Origin of the sequence: Draconibacterium mangrovi, assembly GCF_010586825.1 — a bacterium.
GTDB classification, from domain to species: Bacteria; Bacteroidota; Bacteroidia; order Bacteroidales; family Prolixibacteraceae; genus Draconibacterium; species Draconibacterium mangrovi.
Genome location: NZ_JAAAGB010000006.1, coordinates 224405 through 242947, shown reverse-complemented (window position 1 = coordinate 242947; position 18543 = coordinate 224405). Strand labels below are relative to the sequence as shown.

Here is an 18543-nt window from a genome sequence, read left to right as displayed (position 1 = left end):
TGCAAACTTAACGAGGAAAAACTATTGAACCTCAAGCCAGCGAAAAGAGAAGTATCTCAATCATTTACAGATAAGAAGATATAGTCTGTGAATGATTAAAGTATTTCATTGCTGACATTAAGCACGAAAAGAGGCAATTGCTTACACTTTGATTTTAGCAAAAAAAAAGCGAATCCCATCGGATTCGCTTTACCAAAACTAACTAATCTAACTATACTTACGAAAAATGCTAATTGAGAGTTATTTCGTATTCATATGTTCCGTTGTTACTTACCAAAACGGCCTCGTAGCTGCCATTGTTAAGTTTCGAAAGATCGATGGCGTGATGTAAGGCAAACTCCGATCCCAGTACATCTTCATGAACCAAACTGTTGTTTTTTTCATCATACAGGTACAATTTTACATCGCCCGCTCCATGATTCAGATAAGAGATGTTCAATCGATCGTTGAATAACCCAAAATAAGGATCAACCTGTTTCACCTGATCAACAACTTTTACATCGCCGTCTTTTACTGCGAGCGTGGTCATATTTTGTTCGTTGTCAAGCTTCACCAAAAAGGTGTATTCTCCATCGCTAAGTTTTGAGAAATCATAAGTGTTTAAAACCAGTTTTAATGGTTGCTGAATTTGCTTGTAATAAATAATATCGTTGTTCCTGTTGCGGATTTCCATTTCAAATTGGCTTTCAACCGCATTGGTAACACGAACATGCGCCTCAGCACCTTCGCCTTCCGAAATGCTTACACTTAGGTTTCCTGTCGCCATTACAGCTCCTGCACTAAGTGCAAGAGCAAGTGTTAAAAGAACTTTGTTTAATCGTTTCATAATTTGTTTTCTTTTTAATTGTTTTCATTTTCTCTGACAGAAATATATGGATAAAGTTTAATTGTATCCTGTTAATTGATTGTTAAAGATGTTTTAGTCTTTTATTATCAGCACATTATACCTGTGTTAATGTCATGTTAAGCGCTAAAATTGTTGAAAAACGTGATAAAATATCGGAGATTAGAAAGAGTAATAATTACCGTTTATTCGCCAGAACCTACCGCTTATTTGCCAGAACCTACCGCTTATATAAAAACAAAATATTTTTTACAATTAATCCTATCTTTGTTAGTAATGACTAATTACAACGCCATAATTATCGACGACGAAAAGAATGTGCAGGAGGCTTTAAAGATCTTACTTCAGCGCAATTGTCCGAATATTAACATTTGCGATACGGCAAGCTCGGCCAGCCAGGGACGCGAATTATTAAACCAATGGGATGTGCAATTAATCTTCCTCGATATATCGATGCCCGGAGAAAATGGATTCGATTTTCTGGATAGTATTCCGAAAGAAGATTACGCCATTATTTTTACCACAGCTTACGAAGAATATGCGTTACGAGCTATTAAAACAAATGCTATTGATTACCTGCTAAAACCTATCGATGCGGAGGAGCTAAAAGTAGCAGTAACCAAAGCAACATCGCTCCTCGATCTTCGCATGCAAAACCATGACATGCAAAAAACCTATGGCGAATCATTAAACAATCTTACCCTCCAAGCTAATGAAGGATTTGTATTTGCCCCAAAAATAACGGTAATCGAAAAATTTGGTTTTAAAATTATTGAAGTTGATAAGATAAGATATATTGAAGCTGATGGAGCTTATTCAGTGATACATTTATCGGGGTTGGATAATGTTGTTTCGAGCAAACCGGTTGGAGACATTGAAAAAATTCTCGATCCTTCCATGTTTGTTCGCATCCATAAATCCACTTTGATAAACTTAAATTTTCTTCGGGGATTTTCGAGTTTCGAAGGCAACTACGCGATATTGGACGATCAAACAGAATTGGCTATTTCGCGCAGAAAATACAATGAGTTTAAGGAAGCTGTTTCAAAATATTCCAAATCAATTGAATAGTGAAAAAATTCCTTTTAATACCAACACTAATTTTATTCATTACCCAGTTTGTTTGCGGACAAAATCCGTTTATAACAAACTATACTATTGCCAATGGATTGCCCACCAACAAAGTGTTTTGTGTATTGCAGGATAAAAATGATTTTATGTGGTTCGGCACATCAGCCGGTGTTGTTCGTTTCGACGGGACAAGCTTTGTTCGGTATACTACCAAAGACGGAATGAGTTACAACCGCATCGTCCGTATGAAAGAAGATATGGAGGGTAGAATTTGGTGCCTGAACATTGATGGATCAGTTAACTACATTTATAAAAACAAGGTTTTCAACGAAAAAAATGCTCCGTTCCTGAGTGAAGTAAAAACCGACTTCTATTATCACGACCTGTTTCAGGATAAAGATTCAACCATTTACTTCTTTAATGGTGCCGGAGAAGTTGGAATCGTAAAAGGCAACATCTACATCGATTATATACCTTCAACCCGTAACGGCGCAGTCGTTTTTAATATCACCCGAAACACAAACGACAACCTGCTTTTTTGGGATAGTAACCGGATAGTTGAAAAACGTACTGTTGATGAAATAATAGAAATTCATCCGCTTGATTTTAACGTTACCCGGGTTACCACATCGCCCGAAGGAGTTACCTATGTGTGCGATATGAATGGTAATATTCATCTGTTTCAAGGCTCGCGACTGGTTTCGAGAAACTTTGTACACATTAATGCGCAGGTGGTAAACGACATGCTCATTAAGGATGAATTATTATGGGTATCGACATTCGACAACGGACTGTATTGTTTTAAAAACGACAGCCTGATCTTTCATCATGCAATGAATAAAATTCAAAACCTGGTGCTCGATGCTCAAAACAATTTATGGACAAGCTCAACTACCTACGGCGTTTTAAAAATAAGCGACGGCATACTAAAATACCTAACAATTGAAGCCGAGCAGTTCGATGAAAAAGGCGTAAGAGCAATTGCCCCATCGAATGACGATTTTTTGTGGCTTACCAATGGAGAATCCATATTCATTTTTAAAAATGGAAAACTCTTCGATAATAAAATCGATGTAGGAGAATACATTCTCGACGAAATTACCCAAACAAGAGATAACACATTGCTGATAAGCGGCATAAGTACGCCATTATACATTTATAAAAACCTTAGAATAGATACGCGAAGCAACACCATAAAATACGATGATCTGGACAAGTCGAATATCCATGTGAGGAAACCGGTAGTCGATCCTTCCGAATCGAGAGTGAGTTTTTATTTAAACGACAATTTATTCTTTCGCGAGTTGAGAGACAACTACCCGCAATTTCGCATTCCCTATACCAATTGGGGGCGAGTACGCAATATATTTCTGAATTACAAAAATGATTTAATTGTAAATGGAAACACAAACCATGTTGTTTCAAACGGCCAAATTTCTACCAATTCTACTTATAGTGCTTTCGACGGAAAATGGATCGCATCGAACATTACAATCGACTCAACCAGCGAGATACTGCAGATAGAAGAAGCCGACAAATCGGAGCTTGTTTTAAACCATAACGATAGTACATACCAACTTATCAACAATCTCGACGATCATATCAGCCTGAAAATAAAAGATATGATTTACTACGATAAAACGCTTTTTCTGTATAATCAGCAAACAGTTTATTTTATTTCAAATCCAACAGAAGTTATCCAGGGTGAAATGGCAGTACTTAACCGCCTAAACATCACATTCAACAACATTAACGACCTATATTGCCAAAACGAAATTTTATATGTTGCCTCCGATAACGGGCTAACACTTATTCCGGTAAGCGAATGCGTTAATGCTGTTTTGATCCCTACAAAACCTTATTTTTCGAAAGTAACACTCGACGAAAAAGAGATGGTACTTGGTAAAGGAGAAATTGTTTACAAAAACAAAGACCGCTTAAACATTGAATTTTCGAGTCTTAATTTCTCATCATCGCCATCAAACTATGCATATATGCTTGAAGGTGTAAATAACGATTGGATTACCGGTACCGAAAAACAGGTGGTATACCTTAACCTAAAACCCGGGCACTATACATTTAAGCTAAAATCAAGAAAAAATATGGAGCCCTACAGCGAAGTCATCGAACTTCCTGTTACCGTTGTTCCAACTTTCTTTCAACGAATAATTACAAGAATCGGGGCACTGCTTATCCTGTTGTTTTTAGGATTTCTGATGGTAAGAAACTACTACCGCCGTCAACTTCGCGAGCGTGAAAAGGACAACCAGCTGGTTACACTCGAAAACCGGGCTTTACAATCGATGATGAACCCCCATTTTATTTTCAATTCGTTGGGGTCGATTCAGAAGTTTTTACTACAGAATAAATCGGAAGAAGCAGGGGCTTATCTTTCGCGATTTGCCCGACTGATAAGGCAAACCATGAATTCCATTAAATCGAACTCCGTTTTATTGGATGACGAAGTGGAACGTTTGAGGAACTATATCGAACTAGAGCAATTCAGAATGGAAAACCATTTTGATTTTAGTGTAATTCTCGACGAGCAGTTGCAGCAAGACGATTATTTCATTCCTTCGATGATTGTACAACCGTTTGTTGAAAACGCCATTTGGCACGGCATTTCACAACTTTCGGGCGAAGGAAGAATTACCATCCGTTTTATATATGTTAATGAAAAAAGTATTCGCATAATTATTGAAGATAATGGTATTGGTTTCGAGAAATCAAAAGCATTCTCAAAAACGAAAAACCACCTTAACATGGCTTCCAATCTCACACAAAAAAGAATTCAACTAATTGGTGAGAAGTACCAGGTAAAAACCCAACTTAGTTACGAAGAACTTTACCCCGGAGAAACAAATCCGGGAGCAAAAATTACACTTCTGGTGCCAATCGTTGAGTAAGCCCAATACCGCTTATTCGGCAAAACCTACCGCTTATTCGCCAGAACCTACCGTTTATAAAATACCTAATTTTATTTCAAATCAATTGCGTAGTATTGTATCACAATTACGAAACAGTTCTTTAAATTATTTATAAAAAAGAAACAAGAAGAATTTATCTCCTCACATTCGGTTCCTTGTTTAGGCTTGATTAAAATTACAAACACCGCGGTTATTAACTACGCAAACGCAAACTGTCCTTCACTGTCCCTGAAAGCAAACTAATAGTTAGATCAAGACAAACAAAACAAGGAATAAAGCCAACCCACTTCCTCAAGGGTTGGTTTTTTTTTGCTTCAATTTCAAACTTTTCAGGCAAATATCGGTTTCACCTCCAACGGTAATCATATTTAAGGTCAAACAATTTGTTTTAATGCTAAATATGGTATTTTTAGAAGTTAAATTTTAAACTGCTCGAAATGCGTGATCAAACATTAGCAAAACTATTTACTTCTGCTTTTCATGAAAACTGGGAAGAACTGGCCTTTTCCGATTTTGAAGGTGGTGATTTCATTTACAAAGACATTGCCGGTACCATAAAATCGTTGCACCTTTTTTATCAACTTTCCGGCTTGCAACGCGGCGACAAAATTGCAGTTCTGGGAAGAAACTCATCGCAATGGGCAGCCACTTTTCTCTCAGCGCTTTCTGCAGGGCTGGTAATTGTTCCTATTCTGCCCGATTTTAACAAGAGCGATACCAACCACATTATCAATCATTCCGAATCGAAACTGGTTATTGGAGCCAGCGCTCTTTTGGAAAAGGTTGACCTGGAAGTTTCGGAAAAACTGCAGGCAGTAATTAAGCTCGAAGATTTTAGTTTATATTCCGCCAAAGACGAAAATATACAATACAAACTCAATGACGGATTTCAATACTACAAGGAAAACCGCCTAAGTAAAGCAGCTTTTGTTTTTGAAGAATGGGAACCCGAAGAAATGTGTATTATCTCGTATACATCGGGCACATCGGGTTTTACAAAAGGAGTAATGATACCCGAACGAAGCCTGCTATCGAACGTAATTTTTGCACAGGAACACATGCCGTTAAAAGCCGGTAACAAAATTGTTTCGTTTTTGCCTATGGCACATGTTTACGGACTGCTTTTCGAATTTTTATTCCCGGTTAGTAAAGGATGCCACATTACTTTCCTGAGTAAAATGCCTTCTCCCGCTGTTATTACAAAGGCTTTTGGCGAAATAAAACCACACCTTATTTTATCGGTTCCGCTGGTAATTGAGAAGATCTACAAAAAACGCATTCTGCCGGCAATTGAAAAGCCTTCGGTAAAATTTATGCTTAAAGTACCGATCATTTCAAATTTGATTCTGAAAAAGATCAGGACAACAATGATTGAAACATTTGGCGGACGCTTCTACGAAATTGTAATTGGCGGTGCACCATTAAGCGCCGATGTGGAGGCATTCTTTAAACGCATAAATTTCCCGTTTACCATTGGCTACGGAATGACCGAATGTGGCCCGCTGATTAGTTATGAAGCATGGTACAAAACAATGTCCTCTTCGGCCGGAACGCTTGTCGATCGCATGGAAGTTCGAATCGATTCGAAAGATCCGTATAATGTTGTTGGCGAAATTCAGGTAAAAGGCGAAAACGTGATGTTGGGTTATTATAAAAACGAAAAAGAAACCAAAGCCGTGCTTACCGAAGATGGCTGGCTAAAAACCGGCGACCTGGGTGTAATCGATCAGAACAACTTTATTTACATTCGCGGACGCTCGAAAAATATGCTGCTTGGCCCCTCGGGGCAAAATATTTACCCCGAAGAAATTGAAGCAAAACTTTGCAACCAAAGTTATATTGCCGAGTGTGTGGTTGTTGAGCGCGACCATAAACTTGTGGCATTGGTTTACCCCGATTTTGAATCGATGAAAACCGATAATATTGACGAAAAAGAGCTGCCGGCAATAATGGCCGAGAACCAAAAAAAGGCCAATGCCGAATTACCCCGTTACGAACATGTTAGCCGAATTGAGCTGGTTGACGAAGAGTTCGAAAAAACGCCAAAACGAAATATAAAACGTTACAAATACGTATAAAAGAAAGGCTGTCTGATATTTATTAGACAGCCTTTTTTTATCAAAATAGTCTTAATTTATTTCTCCAGCTTATCCAAATGCACATCCATTTGTGGGAAAGGAATTACAATTCCGGCCTCATCGAGTGCAATTTTTCCGGCTTCGTACACATCAAAATATACTTTCCAGTAATCGGCAGGCAAGGTATAGGGCCGAACGGCGAGGTTTACAGAACTGTCGCCCAGACCTTTTACACCAACAAAAGGTGCCGGTTCTTTCAGTACTTTCGGATGGCTTTCAATTATCTTCATTAGCACATCTTTGGCCTGTTTTATATTTGAACCGTAAGAAATACCAAAATCCATATCAACCCTTATCAAACCTTCAGTAGTATAATTTACTATGTCGTTGCCCGATACTGAGGCATTTGGTAAGATTACAGTTTTGTTTTCGGGTGTTAAAAGTATAGTAACAAAAATGTGTATCTCTTTAACGGTTCCCAGATGCCCTTGCGAAACAATCAAATCGCCCACTTTAAAGGGTTTAAAAGCCAGTATCATTACTCCTGCTGCAAAATTCGCCAGTGTTCCCTGCATCGCCATGCCAACAGCAAGTCCGGCGGCACCAAGCACCGCAATAAACGACGTGGTTTCAATCCCCACCATTTTGGCAATACTTATCAGAAGCATCACCTTTAAAAGAATGTTTATTAAACTTTGTAAAAACCCGCTCACCGAAACATTAACGTGGCGTTTCTCCATAACTTTTGCAGTTCTCCGGGTAATAATTTTAATAATCCAAAAACCCAGTATCAGAACTACAATGGCCGCAATTACCTTTAAACCGTAGGTAATTATCAAATCGTAGGCCTTTTCAATATAACCTGTTACTTGTTCATTCATAGTATATTAATTTAGAATATTCTTCAAGTTAGGTAAAAATCAAACCTGAATCAATAGGCGGCAGAACAAATGTTCACATACAAATTAAACAGGAAATATTGCTACATTTGTTTCAACTAACTACTACTTAATGAACTTAAAGTCAAGTAAACTCTTTCCTGAGGATCGCCTGTTGTCGCTGGATTTCTTTCGCGGAATTACAATGTTTCTGTTGGTAGCTGAAGGCACACATTTGTGGTCGGTTTTAGTTGAGCCTCCAATTGCGGGAACCGTCTTTGAAAGTTTCTTTCTACAATTTCATCACCATCCGTGGAACGGGTTGAGATTCTGGGATCTTATTCAACCCTTTTTTATGTTTATTGTTGGTGTGGCAATGCCTTTTTCGTATGCCAAACGAAAAAAACGGGGCGACTCAGAAACTAAAATCACCCGGCATATCATACAACGTTGCATTATCCTTTTGGCTTTTGGAGTAGCCCTGCACTGTGGCTACAAACGAAGATTGGTTTGGGAACTTTGGAACGTTTTATCGCAACTTTCGGTAACTATTTTAATCGCTTACTTTTTAATGCGCTGCAAGTGGTCAACTCAAATTATTGTTTCGTTTGGCTTATTGCTGCTAACTGAAATTCTTTATCGTACATTCCCGCTTGATGGCTATAATCAGCCATTTGTAAAAGACCATAATTTCGGAAGCTGGGTTGACATGCTATTAATGGGGAAAATTAACAACGGCGGTGGCTGGGTAGCCATCAACTGTATTCCAACAGCCGCACATACCATTTGGGGCGTAGTGGCCGGGCAACTGTTGCAGTCGGGTAAAAGCCAGACTGAGAAAGTAAAAAAATTAGCAATTGGAGGTTTGATTATTCTGATTATAGGTTATTTACTCGACTGGACTTCGGTAACACCAATTATAAAACGTATTTCCACCTCGTCGTTTGTTTTGGCATCGGGTGGCTGGGCACTGCTGGTACTGGCTTTAAGCTACTGGTTCATCGACATAAAAAAAATAAACCGCTGGATTTTTCCTTTTGTGGTTGTTGGCACCAACTCCATTTTTATCTATCTGTTTTCGAATACGGTTGGAGGTCAATGGTTAAACCAGTTTGTTGGCATTTTTACCCATGGCTTTTTGGAGTGGTTTAAAACTCCTGAATTTTTAATAAACCTCACAACTGCCTTAAGTGTTCTCGCATTGGAGTGGCTGCTTTGCTATTACCTGTTTATAAAACGAATATATTTTAGAGTTTAAAACTTACTTGATATCAACTAAATTTATAAAATGATGAAAACAAATCGTAGGAACTTTTTAAGAACTACCGCAGCTGCAACGGCAGGAACAATGCTTGTTTCACCGGCATTTGCAATGAATGGTGCCAAATCGCGTTACCAGATTTCACTGGCCGAATGGTCGTTTCACAAGGCTTTGTTTGCCAATGAAATGACAAACCTCGACTTTCCGAAAGTTACGCGTGAACTGGGAATTGACGGCGTGGAATATGTAAACCAGTTTTTTAAAGACAAAGCAAAGGACGAAAAATACCTTGGCGAACTAAAGAAAATTGCAAAGAACGAAGGTGTTACCAACGTGCTGATTATGTGCGATGGCGAAGGAATGGTTGGCCATCCGGAAAAAGACGAGCGTGTAAAAACAGTTGAAAATCATAAAAAATGGGTTGATGCGGCTGCATTTTTGGGCTGCCATTCAATTCGTGTAAATGCCGGAAGTAGGGGCACTTACGAAGAGCAACAAAAACTGGCCGCCGATGGATTACGCATGCTTTGCGAATATGGCGACACCCAAAAAATTAACATTATAGTTGAAAACCATGGTGGTTTATCGAGCAATGGTGAATGGCTTTCGGGAGTAATGAAAAGGGTTGACCACAAACGTGTGGGCACTTTGCCTGATTTCGGAAACTTTATGATTAACCGCGACACCGGCGAAGAATACGACCGCTACAAAGGGGTTGAACTTTTAATGCCTTATGCAAAAGGAGTGAGTGCAAAAACCAATGTTTTTAACGCTGCCGGCGACGAAGCCAATATGGATTATTACCGACTGATGGAAATTGTTGACGATGCGGGTTACAAAGGTTTTGTAGGTATTGAATATGAAGGTTCCGAGCTTTCGGAACGCGAAGGTGTAATAGCCACAAAAGTACTTCTTGAAAAAGTATTTAAAACACTATAACAGTTTTATAATAGACTCGACTATTGCTATTTACCATTAATTTTTGTTAATCCTGCTTTATTTCGAAACAATAAAGTGGTGTACGCGTAAATCTAAACAACTTTGTATACCTAAAAGGACTTAAAGGGGTTGATTGGAGAAATTAATACAAAGTTGAAAAGGTAATTAGTTGTTTGTCTTTCAAAAAAAAGGGGAAGCGATGAATATTCATCGCTTCCCTTATTTATAATCACGTTGTCACGTATAAAACTATCCTAATGTTTGTTTCGGTAGAATGGGAAGTTCGGATCAATCCTTCCGTCGCCGCCTCGTCCGCCGTCGCCAATCTCAAATAAGAATACCAATCCCACACTAATTTGTGTAGTTAACGACAAACGGCGGTTGTATTTTAGCAGATCATCACCATCTTCGTTGGCGTAAGTGAAATTCGGCACCCCGTCGATAATGCCTGAGTTTAAAACCGTACAGGTTCCATCAATTTCAAACAGTAAATTATCGCGAAGGGCATAATCAAAACCAATTCCTCCGCCAACGTGAAATGCAGGCCATTTTTTCTGTTCCGAGATGGATGTTCCGCGCGCATATAGCACATCTGCACCTTCACTAAAAGCATAATCTATTACGTTCAGATCAAAACCAGGCAAAGGTTCTTCCTGAGAGAAATCCCGGTACTTTAATTCCGTACCCACCAATGCCACAACACCTGTAAGTTTAAAAAAAGGCGTGAATGTTTTGTCGGGCATAAAAAAGTATTTGTAGTTAACAGCCACATTAAACAAGCGGGTGTTGTACTCCAGCGGAGAAACAATAAACTCATCCTGGTAATACTGAAAATAAGGCGTAAGAAAATAGTTAAAAACTGGTGGATCGTCGTTAAAACCTCTAAGATGAGTATAATCCAGCTCTATGCCAAAATAGGTTTTTTCGGTAACCTGAAACAGAATTTCACCTTCCAGACCGGCCGATAGTTGCGGGGTAAATCTGTCGCTGCTGGTAGCCGGCGATGCAAGCAAGGCATTGGGATGCGGTACATCAGAAGTTCCGAATTCGGACATAAGCATGCCTGAATTGGCTGCCACCCTGAAACCTATAAGCTGTGCATTTACTGAAAATGCACCAACCATAAGCATCATAAAAACAAATAGCAATTTTCTCACAACCATCTCTTTGACTTACAGCGTTTAATTTAAGCCGTTTTTATCAGAAATGGAAACAATGTAAAATAAATCTATCGTCTTTCTTTTACCTGCGATGCATCAACCAGCTTGTAAAGTTTATCGGCACGGCGGATTACTTCATCGATTGGCACAGAGATTCTTTGCCCTTTTAAGCCTTCATCAACAGGTTTTAACTCGAAACGAATTTCGCTGACGTTGTTTTGATAGACCCCTGTTGTTGGGCCGGTAACAATTATCTCGTCCCCTACTTTCAGGTTGTTGGTTTCCAGTTTGAATTCGGCTACACCAATTTTTTTGAAATAATTGGTGCATTTCCCGATATACAATTTGCGTTTGCTCGCCCTTGATCCATAGTTTTTACTCCACTCACCCAGTCGCTGACCAAGATAATAACCATCCCAGAATCCACGGTTAAAAACAGATTCCAAGCGCGTATTCCAGTCCTCAACTTTTTCTTCGGTAAACGATTCGTCAAAATAAGCATCAACAGCCTCGCGGTAGCACTGCGCAACTGTTTTTACGTATTCGGCTGAACGGGCACGCCCTTCAATTTTTAGCACCGAAACTCCGGCATCGAGAATTTTATTGAGGAAATGAATGGTTTTCAAATCTTTGGGCGACATGATGTACTCGTTGTCGATCTCCAGTTCGGCACCGGTTTCTTTATCGGTAACGGTATATGCCCGGCGACAGGTTTGCAAACACGCACCACGGTTTGCCGACGAGTTCATTTCGTGCAGACTCAGGTAACATTTGCCGCTCGTTGCCATACACAAAGCACCGTGCACAAACATTTCAATTTTCATCAGTTCGCCGTTTGGCCCGGTAATATTTTGCCTTTTAATCTGGTCGCTGATCTCCCACACACGGCCAAGGTTCATTTCGCGCGCCAGCACCACTACATCGGCAAAATTGGAGTAGAATTTTACAGCTTCGATGTTGGTGATATTTACCTGGGTTGAGATATGAACCTCAAGATTAACGGAACGCGCATATTGAATTACCGAAACATCGGCGGCGATAACTGCCGATACACCGGCTTCTTTGGCGGCATCGATAACTTCATGCATTTTATCCAGTTCGCCGTCGAAAATTTCCACGTTCATGGTAAGGTAAGTTTTTACCTTATTTTCAGTGGCAATACGCACGATTTTACGCAGGTCGTCGAGATTAAAATTATTAGACGAGCGCGAACGCATGTTAAGGTTTTCAACACCAAAATATACCGATCCGGCTCCTCCCTGAATGGCTGCCATTAACGATTCGTACGAACCAACCGGCGCCATTATTTCCACATCTCTTCTTTCCATTGCTTATGCGTGAAGTTTTAAAAATTGCGGTGCAAAGTTAAGAGTTTTTGGGAATTACGGATGGGATGAAAATAATGAGGACATCGCTTATCCCATTCATCAGGTGGGTTATGTATTTTTTACCGTTGCCCATACGTTCCTTAGCATTCACCATGTGTTCCTTAACGTTGCTCACGCGTTCCTTAGCGCTTACCATGTGTTCCTTAACGCTGCTCACGCGTTCCTTAGCGCTTACCACGTGTTCCTTAAAGCTGCTCATGCGTTCCTTGGCGCTTACCTTGTGTTCCTTCACGTTGCTCATGAGTTCCTGCACGCCATCTTCCATTCCTTAACATCCTTTATGTGTTCCTTGTCGCTATTCATGACACAGTTTATTGAACATTACCCATTGAATTTCCGGAGGAAGATTATTTGAGAGTCACAAACATCCTAAAAACAGAGATGCCCTCACTCATTCTCAGAGTAAGGGCATCACCTCTATTCTTATTGCTTAAACAAACTTTTCTCGTTTCTGCAGATTAAAAAGACCGTACAGAACAAACACCAGAGTGGCTATCCCCATAAAAATCCGGTTCTTCCGGATTATTCCTATCCAGATCACCTCGTTCAGGTTATTTGGTATTTCAAACGGGTTCAGAAAAACATCCCACTGCGTACCCTGCATTAAATCTTCGCGCAATATCAGCAGTGCCACACCAATTAAAACCATGGTTACCGCTGTTCCGTTTCCGTTTTTAACAATGGTAGAGAACATAAATGCCATCGATCCTAAAAAGATAATCGGGTACATTAACTGGTACGACATTTCCAGCAGGTTAATTTTGTACAGCAGTACCGAAGCCAGGGCCGAAAACAGAAAGATAATAACAAATACAAGTGTATAGATCATTACCAACCGCACCAGCCAAACTTTATAACGGTAGTTCGGTATTCCGAAAAGTATTTCCAACATCCGCGAATCATCATCATTTTGTATACCAAAAACCGAAGGATAAAAAATGAGTAAAATGCCAGGAAATATCAGTAAGCTATACACCACATCTTCCGACATGGAGCCACCATTATATACCGTTTGTATGGCAAAAAACAAAAAGAATGCAAGTGCTGCTATTAAAAACCATATAAACCGGTTGGCAAAGATGATTCTTAAATTATACCGTATCATTTTAATTAAAATATACAGCCTGTTTTTTATATCGAATTGTCTTTCCATAATTCCTTAAACAAAGTCTTTTAACAAACACAAATAAGCATCCTCAAGGTTTGGCAATACACTAACAGCGTCGGGTGCAGGCTTTTCTTTCGCCAAACAACGCATCTTAATATTTTCGCCATCCCGCATGTGGTGAACAATCATTTGTTTATTGGCCATATTATCAAATTCCTTAGCCGGAACCGAGAATTGCCAAACAAAATTAGTACCCATATTCACCATATCGTTTGGTGTTCCGAAATATTTCAGGTTACCCCGGTTAATTACGGCTACCTGATTACACGAACTCGAGATATCCTCGATAATGTGTGTCGAGAAAATTACGATCCGCTCGCGGCTCAGCTCTACCAGCAAGTTACGGAAACGAATACGTTCGCGCGGGTCGAGACCGGCGGTAGGTTCGTCAACCACCAAAATACGTGGCAGGTTCAGCAGAATTTGTGCAATACCAATACGTTGTTTCATACCGCCCGAGAATGCACCGATTTTATCTGTACGACGCTCCCACATATGAACACTTTTCAGCACATATTCCAAACGGTCTTCGCGCGTTTTGGTATCTTTTATACCTTTCAGTATAGCCTGATAATCCAGGAATTCCCATGCGGACATATTTTCGTAGGTACCAAAAGCCTGTGGCAAATAACCAATCAAACCCTGCAACTCCTCGCGGTATTTTTGGGTATCCATTCCGTTAATCCAGATCTTTCCGTAACTCTGTTCGAGCACTCCGGTAATAATCCGCATCATGGTTGATTTACCGGCACCGTTTGGCCCAAGTAAACCAAACATACCGGTTTTAATCTCCAGCGAAACTCCGTTCAACGCCCTGAATGGCTTCTTGCGTTTTCCGATTACCGGAATTTGGCGAACCATGTTAAAGTATCCACGGCGCAAGCCACCAAAACGTCCTTCAATACGGGCAATATTTACTTCTTTATTATGAATGTATTCTGCGGTAGCATAGAAAATCAGCAAAATATACCAGATAATTGCAATGAAAATTACCATGCCCAGGTTATTCCAGTCTTTGTAGAAATAGAGCAGGAAAACCAGCGGGACAATCCAGAACAATATGTTATAGATCCACTTATTCAGTTTCAGATAGAATGCCTTGCCTGTAGCTTCATGTTTATTAATCAGCACCTGGTTTAGCGGCACCCTAAGCAAGAAAAGGAAAAAGAAAACACCGTGCGACAACACCCACATCCAGATATGGTTTTCGATGTAGAAGAAGGTGAAATAAGCCACAAAAACAAACAGCGGGATATGCCATACGAGATCTGAAAAATCGCGGAGATGTTTATAATCTTTCTTTAATCCGGCACGTTCGCGAATTCTTAATCCCGATTTCCACTCGCGTACAAATCGAGAATCGCGATCGTAAATTTTCACCAGCCTTCTTACTTTAATTCTTATCGGCTCGTTTTCGTCCACAACTTTTTCGCTGGCCTGGCGCAAACTGGTCATTGTAAAAGCTACAACACCCGGCACCAAAATAACCAACAGAATAAAATCGAGCAGCTGCCATACAAAGCTATCCACGCGTAGGTAAATAAGAACAGCACCGATGATAAACACCGTTAACATGCCGAGTTTTAAGCCAAGATGTAACGATTTAATCCAGTCTAACGCATTTTCCATTCCTGCGTATAATGTTGGAATGAAAACCAGGGTAAGCACCGTACTTAATGCCAAACCGCCAATTACAGTAATGGCAAACGGCGCTCCAATAGCACCCACATATTCAGCCTGCCCCATTGCCAGCGGAAATAATGCTACAATGGTAGTAATGGCCGTAATTAAAATCGGGCGAACACGCGAAAGACCGGCAGCCATTAAGGCACGCGATTTTCGGAAGCCCCGTTTTCGTAGAATATTGGTATAATCAATCAGTATAATTCCGTTGTTCACCACCACCCCAATCAGGATAATAAAGCCCATTAAAGTGTTGGCGTTAAACAGGCTGTTTCCGGTAAATATCAGTGCCAGGAATGATCCAATGGCAGCCAGAGGAATTGAGAATATCAGTACAAACGGCGTTGATACCGATTCGAAAACCGATGCCAGAATCATTAAAATAAGAATGAATGCAGCAGCAATCAGAAACTTAAATTCAGCATACTGGTCCTCTTCGTGAATTACCTCAACCGCAACTCCGGAAGGCAGTTTATAAGCACCGATTATCTCGTCGATCTCCAACCGGTAAGCCTCCAGCAGATCTTTCGACTCGCTGGCTTCATCAACAAACCGGTAGGTTAATTCAATCTGTTTTTCCTGGTTTACACGGGTAATGCTGGCCATTCCTTCGGCATACACCATATCAGCCAGTTCGTCCATATCGTAGGTAGCGCCCTGATTATTGCTTACCTGCAGGCGACGAAGATCTTCAATACCTTTTTCATTATCCTCTTCTTCAACACCATCGGGTAATTTTTCTTTGATTACGATTTCATATTCTTCCGTACCCTGCTTAAAATTAACTCCCGAGGTAAACTGGCTTGTAAATGTTCCCAGCTCCGATGTTATATTCTGAAGTGTAATTCCATATTCGGTCAGCAGCATCTGGTTGAAATACATATGTACTTCGGGCCGGTTGTTCGCCACACTAATGTTTGCACGACGAATCGTTTCAAGATCTTCGATGTAGTACAGCAAGTCTTCGGCCACACCTTTCATCACCTCAAAGTTTTCGCCTTTTATAACTACACGCTCCTGATCCGAGCCAATTCCCATAAATTGCTGGAATCCCTGGGTGCCTGAACGGCCACCACCGCCACCACCGCCACGGAAACGTGCACTCGACGTAGGCGCATCAAGGCCAACCTCTCCCTGCGAAACATTACGAAGACGATCTTCAACATCCTTTTTGATTTCGGCAATAGTACGGTCATCAATATCTTTGTAATCTTCGCGAAGAATAAATGTCAGAATAGCTTCCTCGGCCTCGATATTGGCGGACAGATCCTGCTTTTCAGCAACATCTTCCAGCCGGCTTTCCACATCGGCAACTACTTTGTCGGTTGCTTCCAGTGTTGTACCGGTTGGCATGGTAACATAAATATTGAATTGCTCCTCTTCAACCTCCTGCAAGTTGGTGACACTAATTGCCAACACAATAAATACGGTTAAGAAGAAGAACACCAATGCACCAATAATTGTACGCGCAGGAACGCGCATACTGGCTTTCAGCAACAGAATGTAAATTTGTATAATGCGGTTATTGGTGGTAACCTTTTCGTAAAACACATTGTGTTGACGTTTTTTGCGCAACAGCAAGTGAGCCGCCATTGGAATTAACAGCAAGGCCACAAATAACGAAACAATGAGCGTAGAAATAATGGAAACCCCCACGTGGTTACCCAACAGTTTCACCATGTAATCGGTAGAGAAAACAAAGGGTAAAAATACAGTTACAGTAGTAAGCGTAGCCGCTACAATCGAACGCCAAACCTCTTTTGTTCCCTGTGTTACCGATTGCTCGGGGCTCATTTTATTTCCCGAGAGTCGGTATATATTTTCGAGCACCACAATACTATTGTCGAGCAGCATACCAATAGCCAATACAAGACCCACCAGTGTTAAACTGTTCAGCGAAATATTAAAAGCGTAAAACAGGTTGAATGCGGTAAACACGGAAATTGGAATGGCCAGTGCAATAAATGAAACAATGCGCAGGTTTTTCAGGAACATCCAAAGTACAAAAATGGCCAGCAAACCTCCAACCAGTGCCAGATCAATAATCTGATCGATGTTTTTCTCCATGGTTTCGGCCAGGTTGGTCTGAACCACGATTTGTACATCTTTGGCAGCCAATTTTCTGTTTAATTCCGCAATTTCGGCCTGTACGTTATGCGACAGTTCGATAAGGTTGGCCTGTGAATCGCTCACCAGGCTCATCGAAACCGCATCCAATCCGTTTATACGACTGATCGATGTTTCTTCTTTTACACCAAAAAATACATCGGCTACATCTTTTAAATAAATCGGGCCATCGGCCACAACTATGTTTTCGATATCCGAAACTTTATCGTATTCGGCCGTAACATGCACAAAATACTGCTTCTGTGCATCGTGCAGGTAACCGGTAAATGTTCGGTTGGTAGAATTGCCTGAAATAGCACTTCGAATTTGAGCCGGTGTAATTCCGTAGGCCTCGCAGGCACCTGCATCGTAGGTTACTTCAATCGAACGCTCTTTACCACCAAAAACCGAAACCGAAGCCACCCCATCAATGTTCTCCATTTGGGCGGTAATTTCCTGGTCAACGATATTACGCACGCGATCAACTCCCCCGCTACCACGAATCTGCAGTTCCATAAACTGATTGGTAAGCTGATCCAGATCAACACGGTTAACCGTTACAGTAAAGTTATCATCGAGCTCGCCGGCAATAAGATCAATCTTCTCCTGCAATTTCAGGAAAGTGTATTTAAAGTTGACGTTCTGTTTAAAATTTACCTGGATAGATGCCGATCGGTTATTAATAGACGACTCCATATCTTCAATACCTTCCATCGTCCCGATCGCTCCTTCAACCGGAATAACGGCCTGATTTTCCAAATAGCTCGGATCGACCTCAATCTGCGACCGGATCTGGACATACAGCATCGGGAGCTCGGCATTTGGCATAAGTTCCACCGGCAACTGTTTGTAAGAGATATAACCCAACATGGTTAATCCCAGAAACAGCATACTGATGAATATTTTTCTGTTGATAATGAATTTCATACGATTAGATTTTATGCTTTAAAAGGTATCGTATGGAACTCGCAAATAATCTAACCATACTAGGCGTAAATATTTTTATTGCTCGTTTCATTTTTTTCTTTTTTGGAACGCTG

At 40.5% G+C, this 18543-nt stretch carries 12 protein-coding genes; 5 read left to right on the top strand and 7 right to left on the bottom strand.

The features are described from left to right. Window positions 1–229: 229 nt before the first annotated feature. On the bottom strand, window positions 230–826 hold the full coding sequence (locus tag G4420_RS16060; RefSeq protein WP_163324958.1) for a hypothetical protein: 597 nt from the start codon (window positions 824–826) through the stop codon (window positions 230–232). A 294-nt stretch (window positions 827–1120) separates the two neighbouring features. Between G4420_RS16060 and G4420_RS16055 the strand changes: the two genes are divergently transcribed. From G4420_RS16055 to G4420_RS16045, 3 genes are all read left to right on the top strand, one after another. Further along, window positions 1121–1915, top strand: coding sequence for a LytR/AlgR family response regulator transcription factor (locus tag G4420_RS16055; RefSeq protein ID WP_163324957.1), 795 nt, complete (start codon window positions 1121–1123; stop codon window positions 1913–1915). Then, on the top strand, window positions 1915–4821 hold the full coding sequence (locus tag G4420_RS16050) for a sensor histidine kinase (RefSeq protein WP_163324956.1): 2907 nt from the start codon (window positions 1915–1917) through the stop codon (window positions 4819–4821). The genes G4420_RS16055 and G4420_RS16050 overlap by 1 nt, the downstream gene beginning before the upstream one ends. 458 nt (window positions 4822–5279) lie before the next feature. After that, on the top strand, window positions 5280–6920 hold the full coding sequence (locus G4420_RS16045; protein WP_163324955.1) for an AMP-binding protein: 1641 nt from the start codon (window positions 5280–5282) through the stop codon (window positions 6918–6920). A 56-nt stretch (window positions 6921–6976) separates the two neighbouring features. Here G4420_RS16045 and G4420_RS16040 read toward each other — a convergent pair whose 3' ends face one another. Next, the gene (locus G4420_RS16040; protein WP_163324954.1) at window positions 6977–7801 is read right to left on the bottom strand and encodes a mechanosensitive ion channel family protein; all 825 of its coding nucleotides are present in this window, start codon (window positions 7799–7801) and stop codon (window positions 6977–6979) included. Between the two features lie 130 nt (window positions 7802–7931). On the opposite strand from G4420_RS16040, the gene G4420_RS16035 reads away from it, so the two are divergent. Together G4420_RS16035 and G4420_RS16030 are read left to right on the top strand one after the other, a co-directional pair. Continuing rightward, complete coding sequence (locus G4420_RS16035) at window positions 7932–9056, top strand: acyltransferase family protein (RefSeq protein WP_163324953.1); 1125 nt, start codon at window positions 7932–7934, stop codon at window positions 9054–9056. Window positions 9057–9086: 30 nt separating this feature from the next. Continuing rightward, window positions 9087–9998, top strand: a complete 912-nt coding sequence (locus tag G4420_RS16030; protein ID WP_163324952.1) for a sugar phosphate isomerase/epimerase family protein — start codon at window positions 9087–9089, stop codon at window positions 9996–9998. Window positions 9999–10252: 254 nt separating this feature from the next. Here the strand turns inward: G4420_RS16030 and G4420_RS16025 are convergent, their stop codons facing one another. From G4420_RS16025 to G4420_RS16005, 5 genes are all read right to left on the bottom strand, one after another. Further along, a complete protein-coding gene (locus tag G4420_RS16025) occupies window positions 10253–11155 on the bottom strand; it encodes a hypothetical protein (RefSeq protein ID WP_163324951.1) in 903 nt (300 codons plus the stop codon). 71 nt (window positions 11156–11226) lie between these two features. Beyond that, a complete protein-coding gene (locus tag G4420_RS16020; RefSeq protein ID WP_163324950.1) occupies window positions 11227–12486 on the bottom strand; it encodes a peptidase U32 family protein in 1260 nt (419 codons plus the stop codon). A 37-nt stretch (window positions 12487–12523) separates the two neighbouring features. Further along, a complete protein-coding gene (locus G4420_RS16015) occupies window positions 12524–12811 on the bottom strand; it encodes a hypothetical protein (protein ID WP_163324949.1) in 288 nt (95 codons plus the stop codon). A 165-nt stretch (window positions 12812–12976) separates the two neighbouring features. After that, complete coding sequence (locus tag G4420_RS16010; protein WP_204273717.1) at window positions 12977–13651, bottom strand: hypothetical protein; 675 nt, start codon at window positions 13649–13651, stop codon at window positions 12977–12979. Window positions 13652–13705: 54 nt separating this feature from the next. Beyond that, the gene (locus tag G4420_RS16005) at window positions 13706–18430 is read right to left on the bottom strand and encodes an efflux RND transporter permease subunit (RefSeq protein ID WP_163324947.1); all 4725 of its coding nucleotides are present in this window, start codon (window positions 18428–18430) and stop codon (window positions 13706–13708) included. Between the last annotated feature and the right edge of the window lie 113 nt (window positions 18431–18543).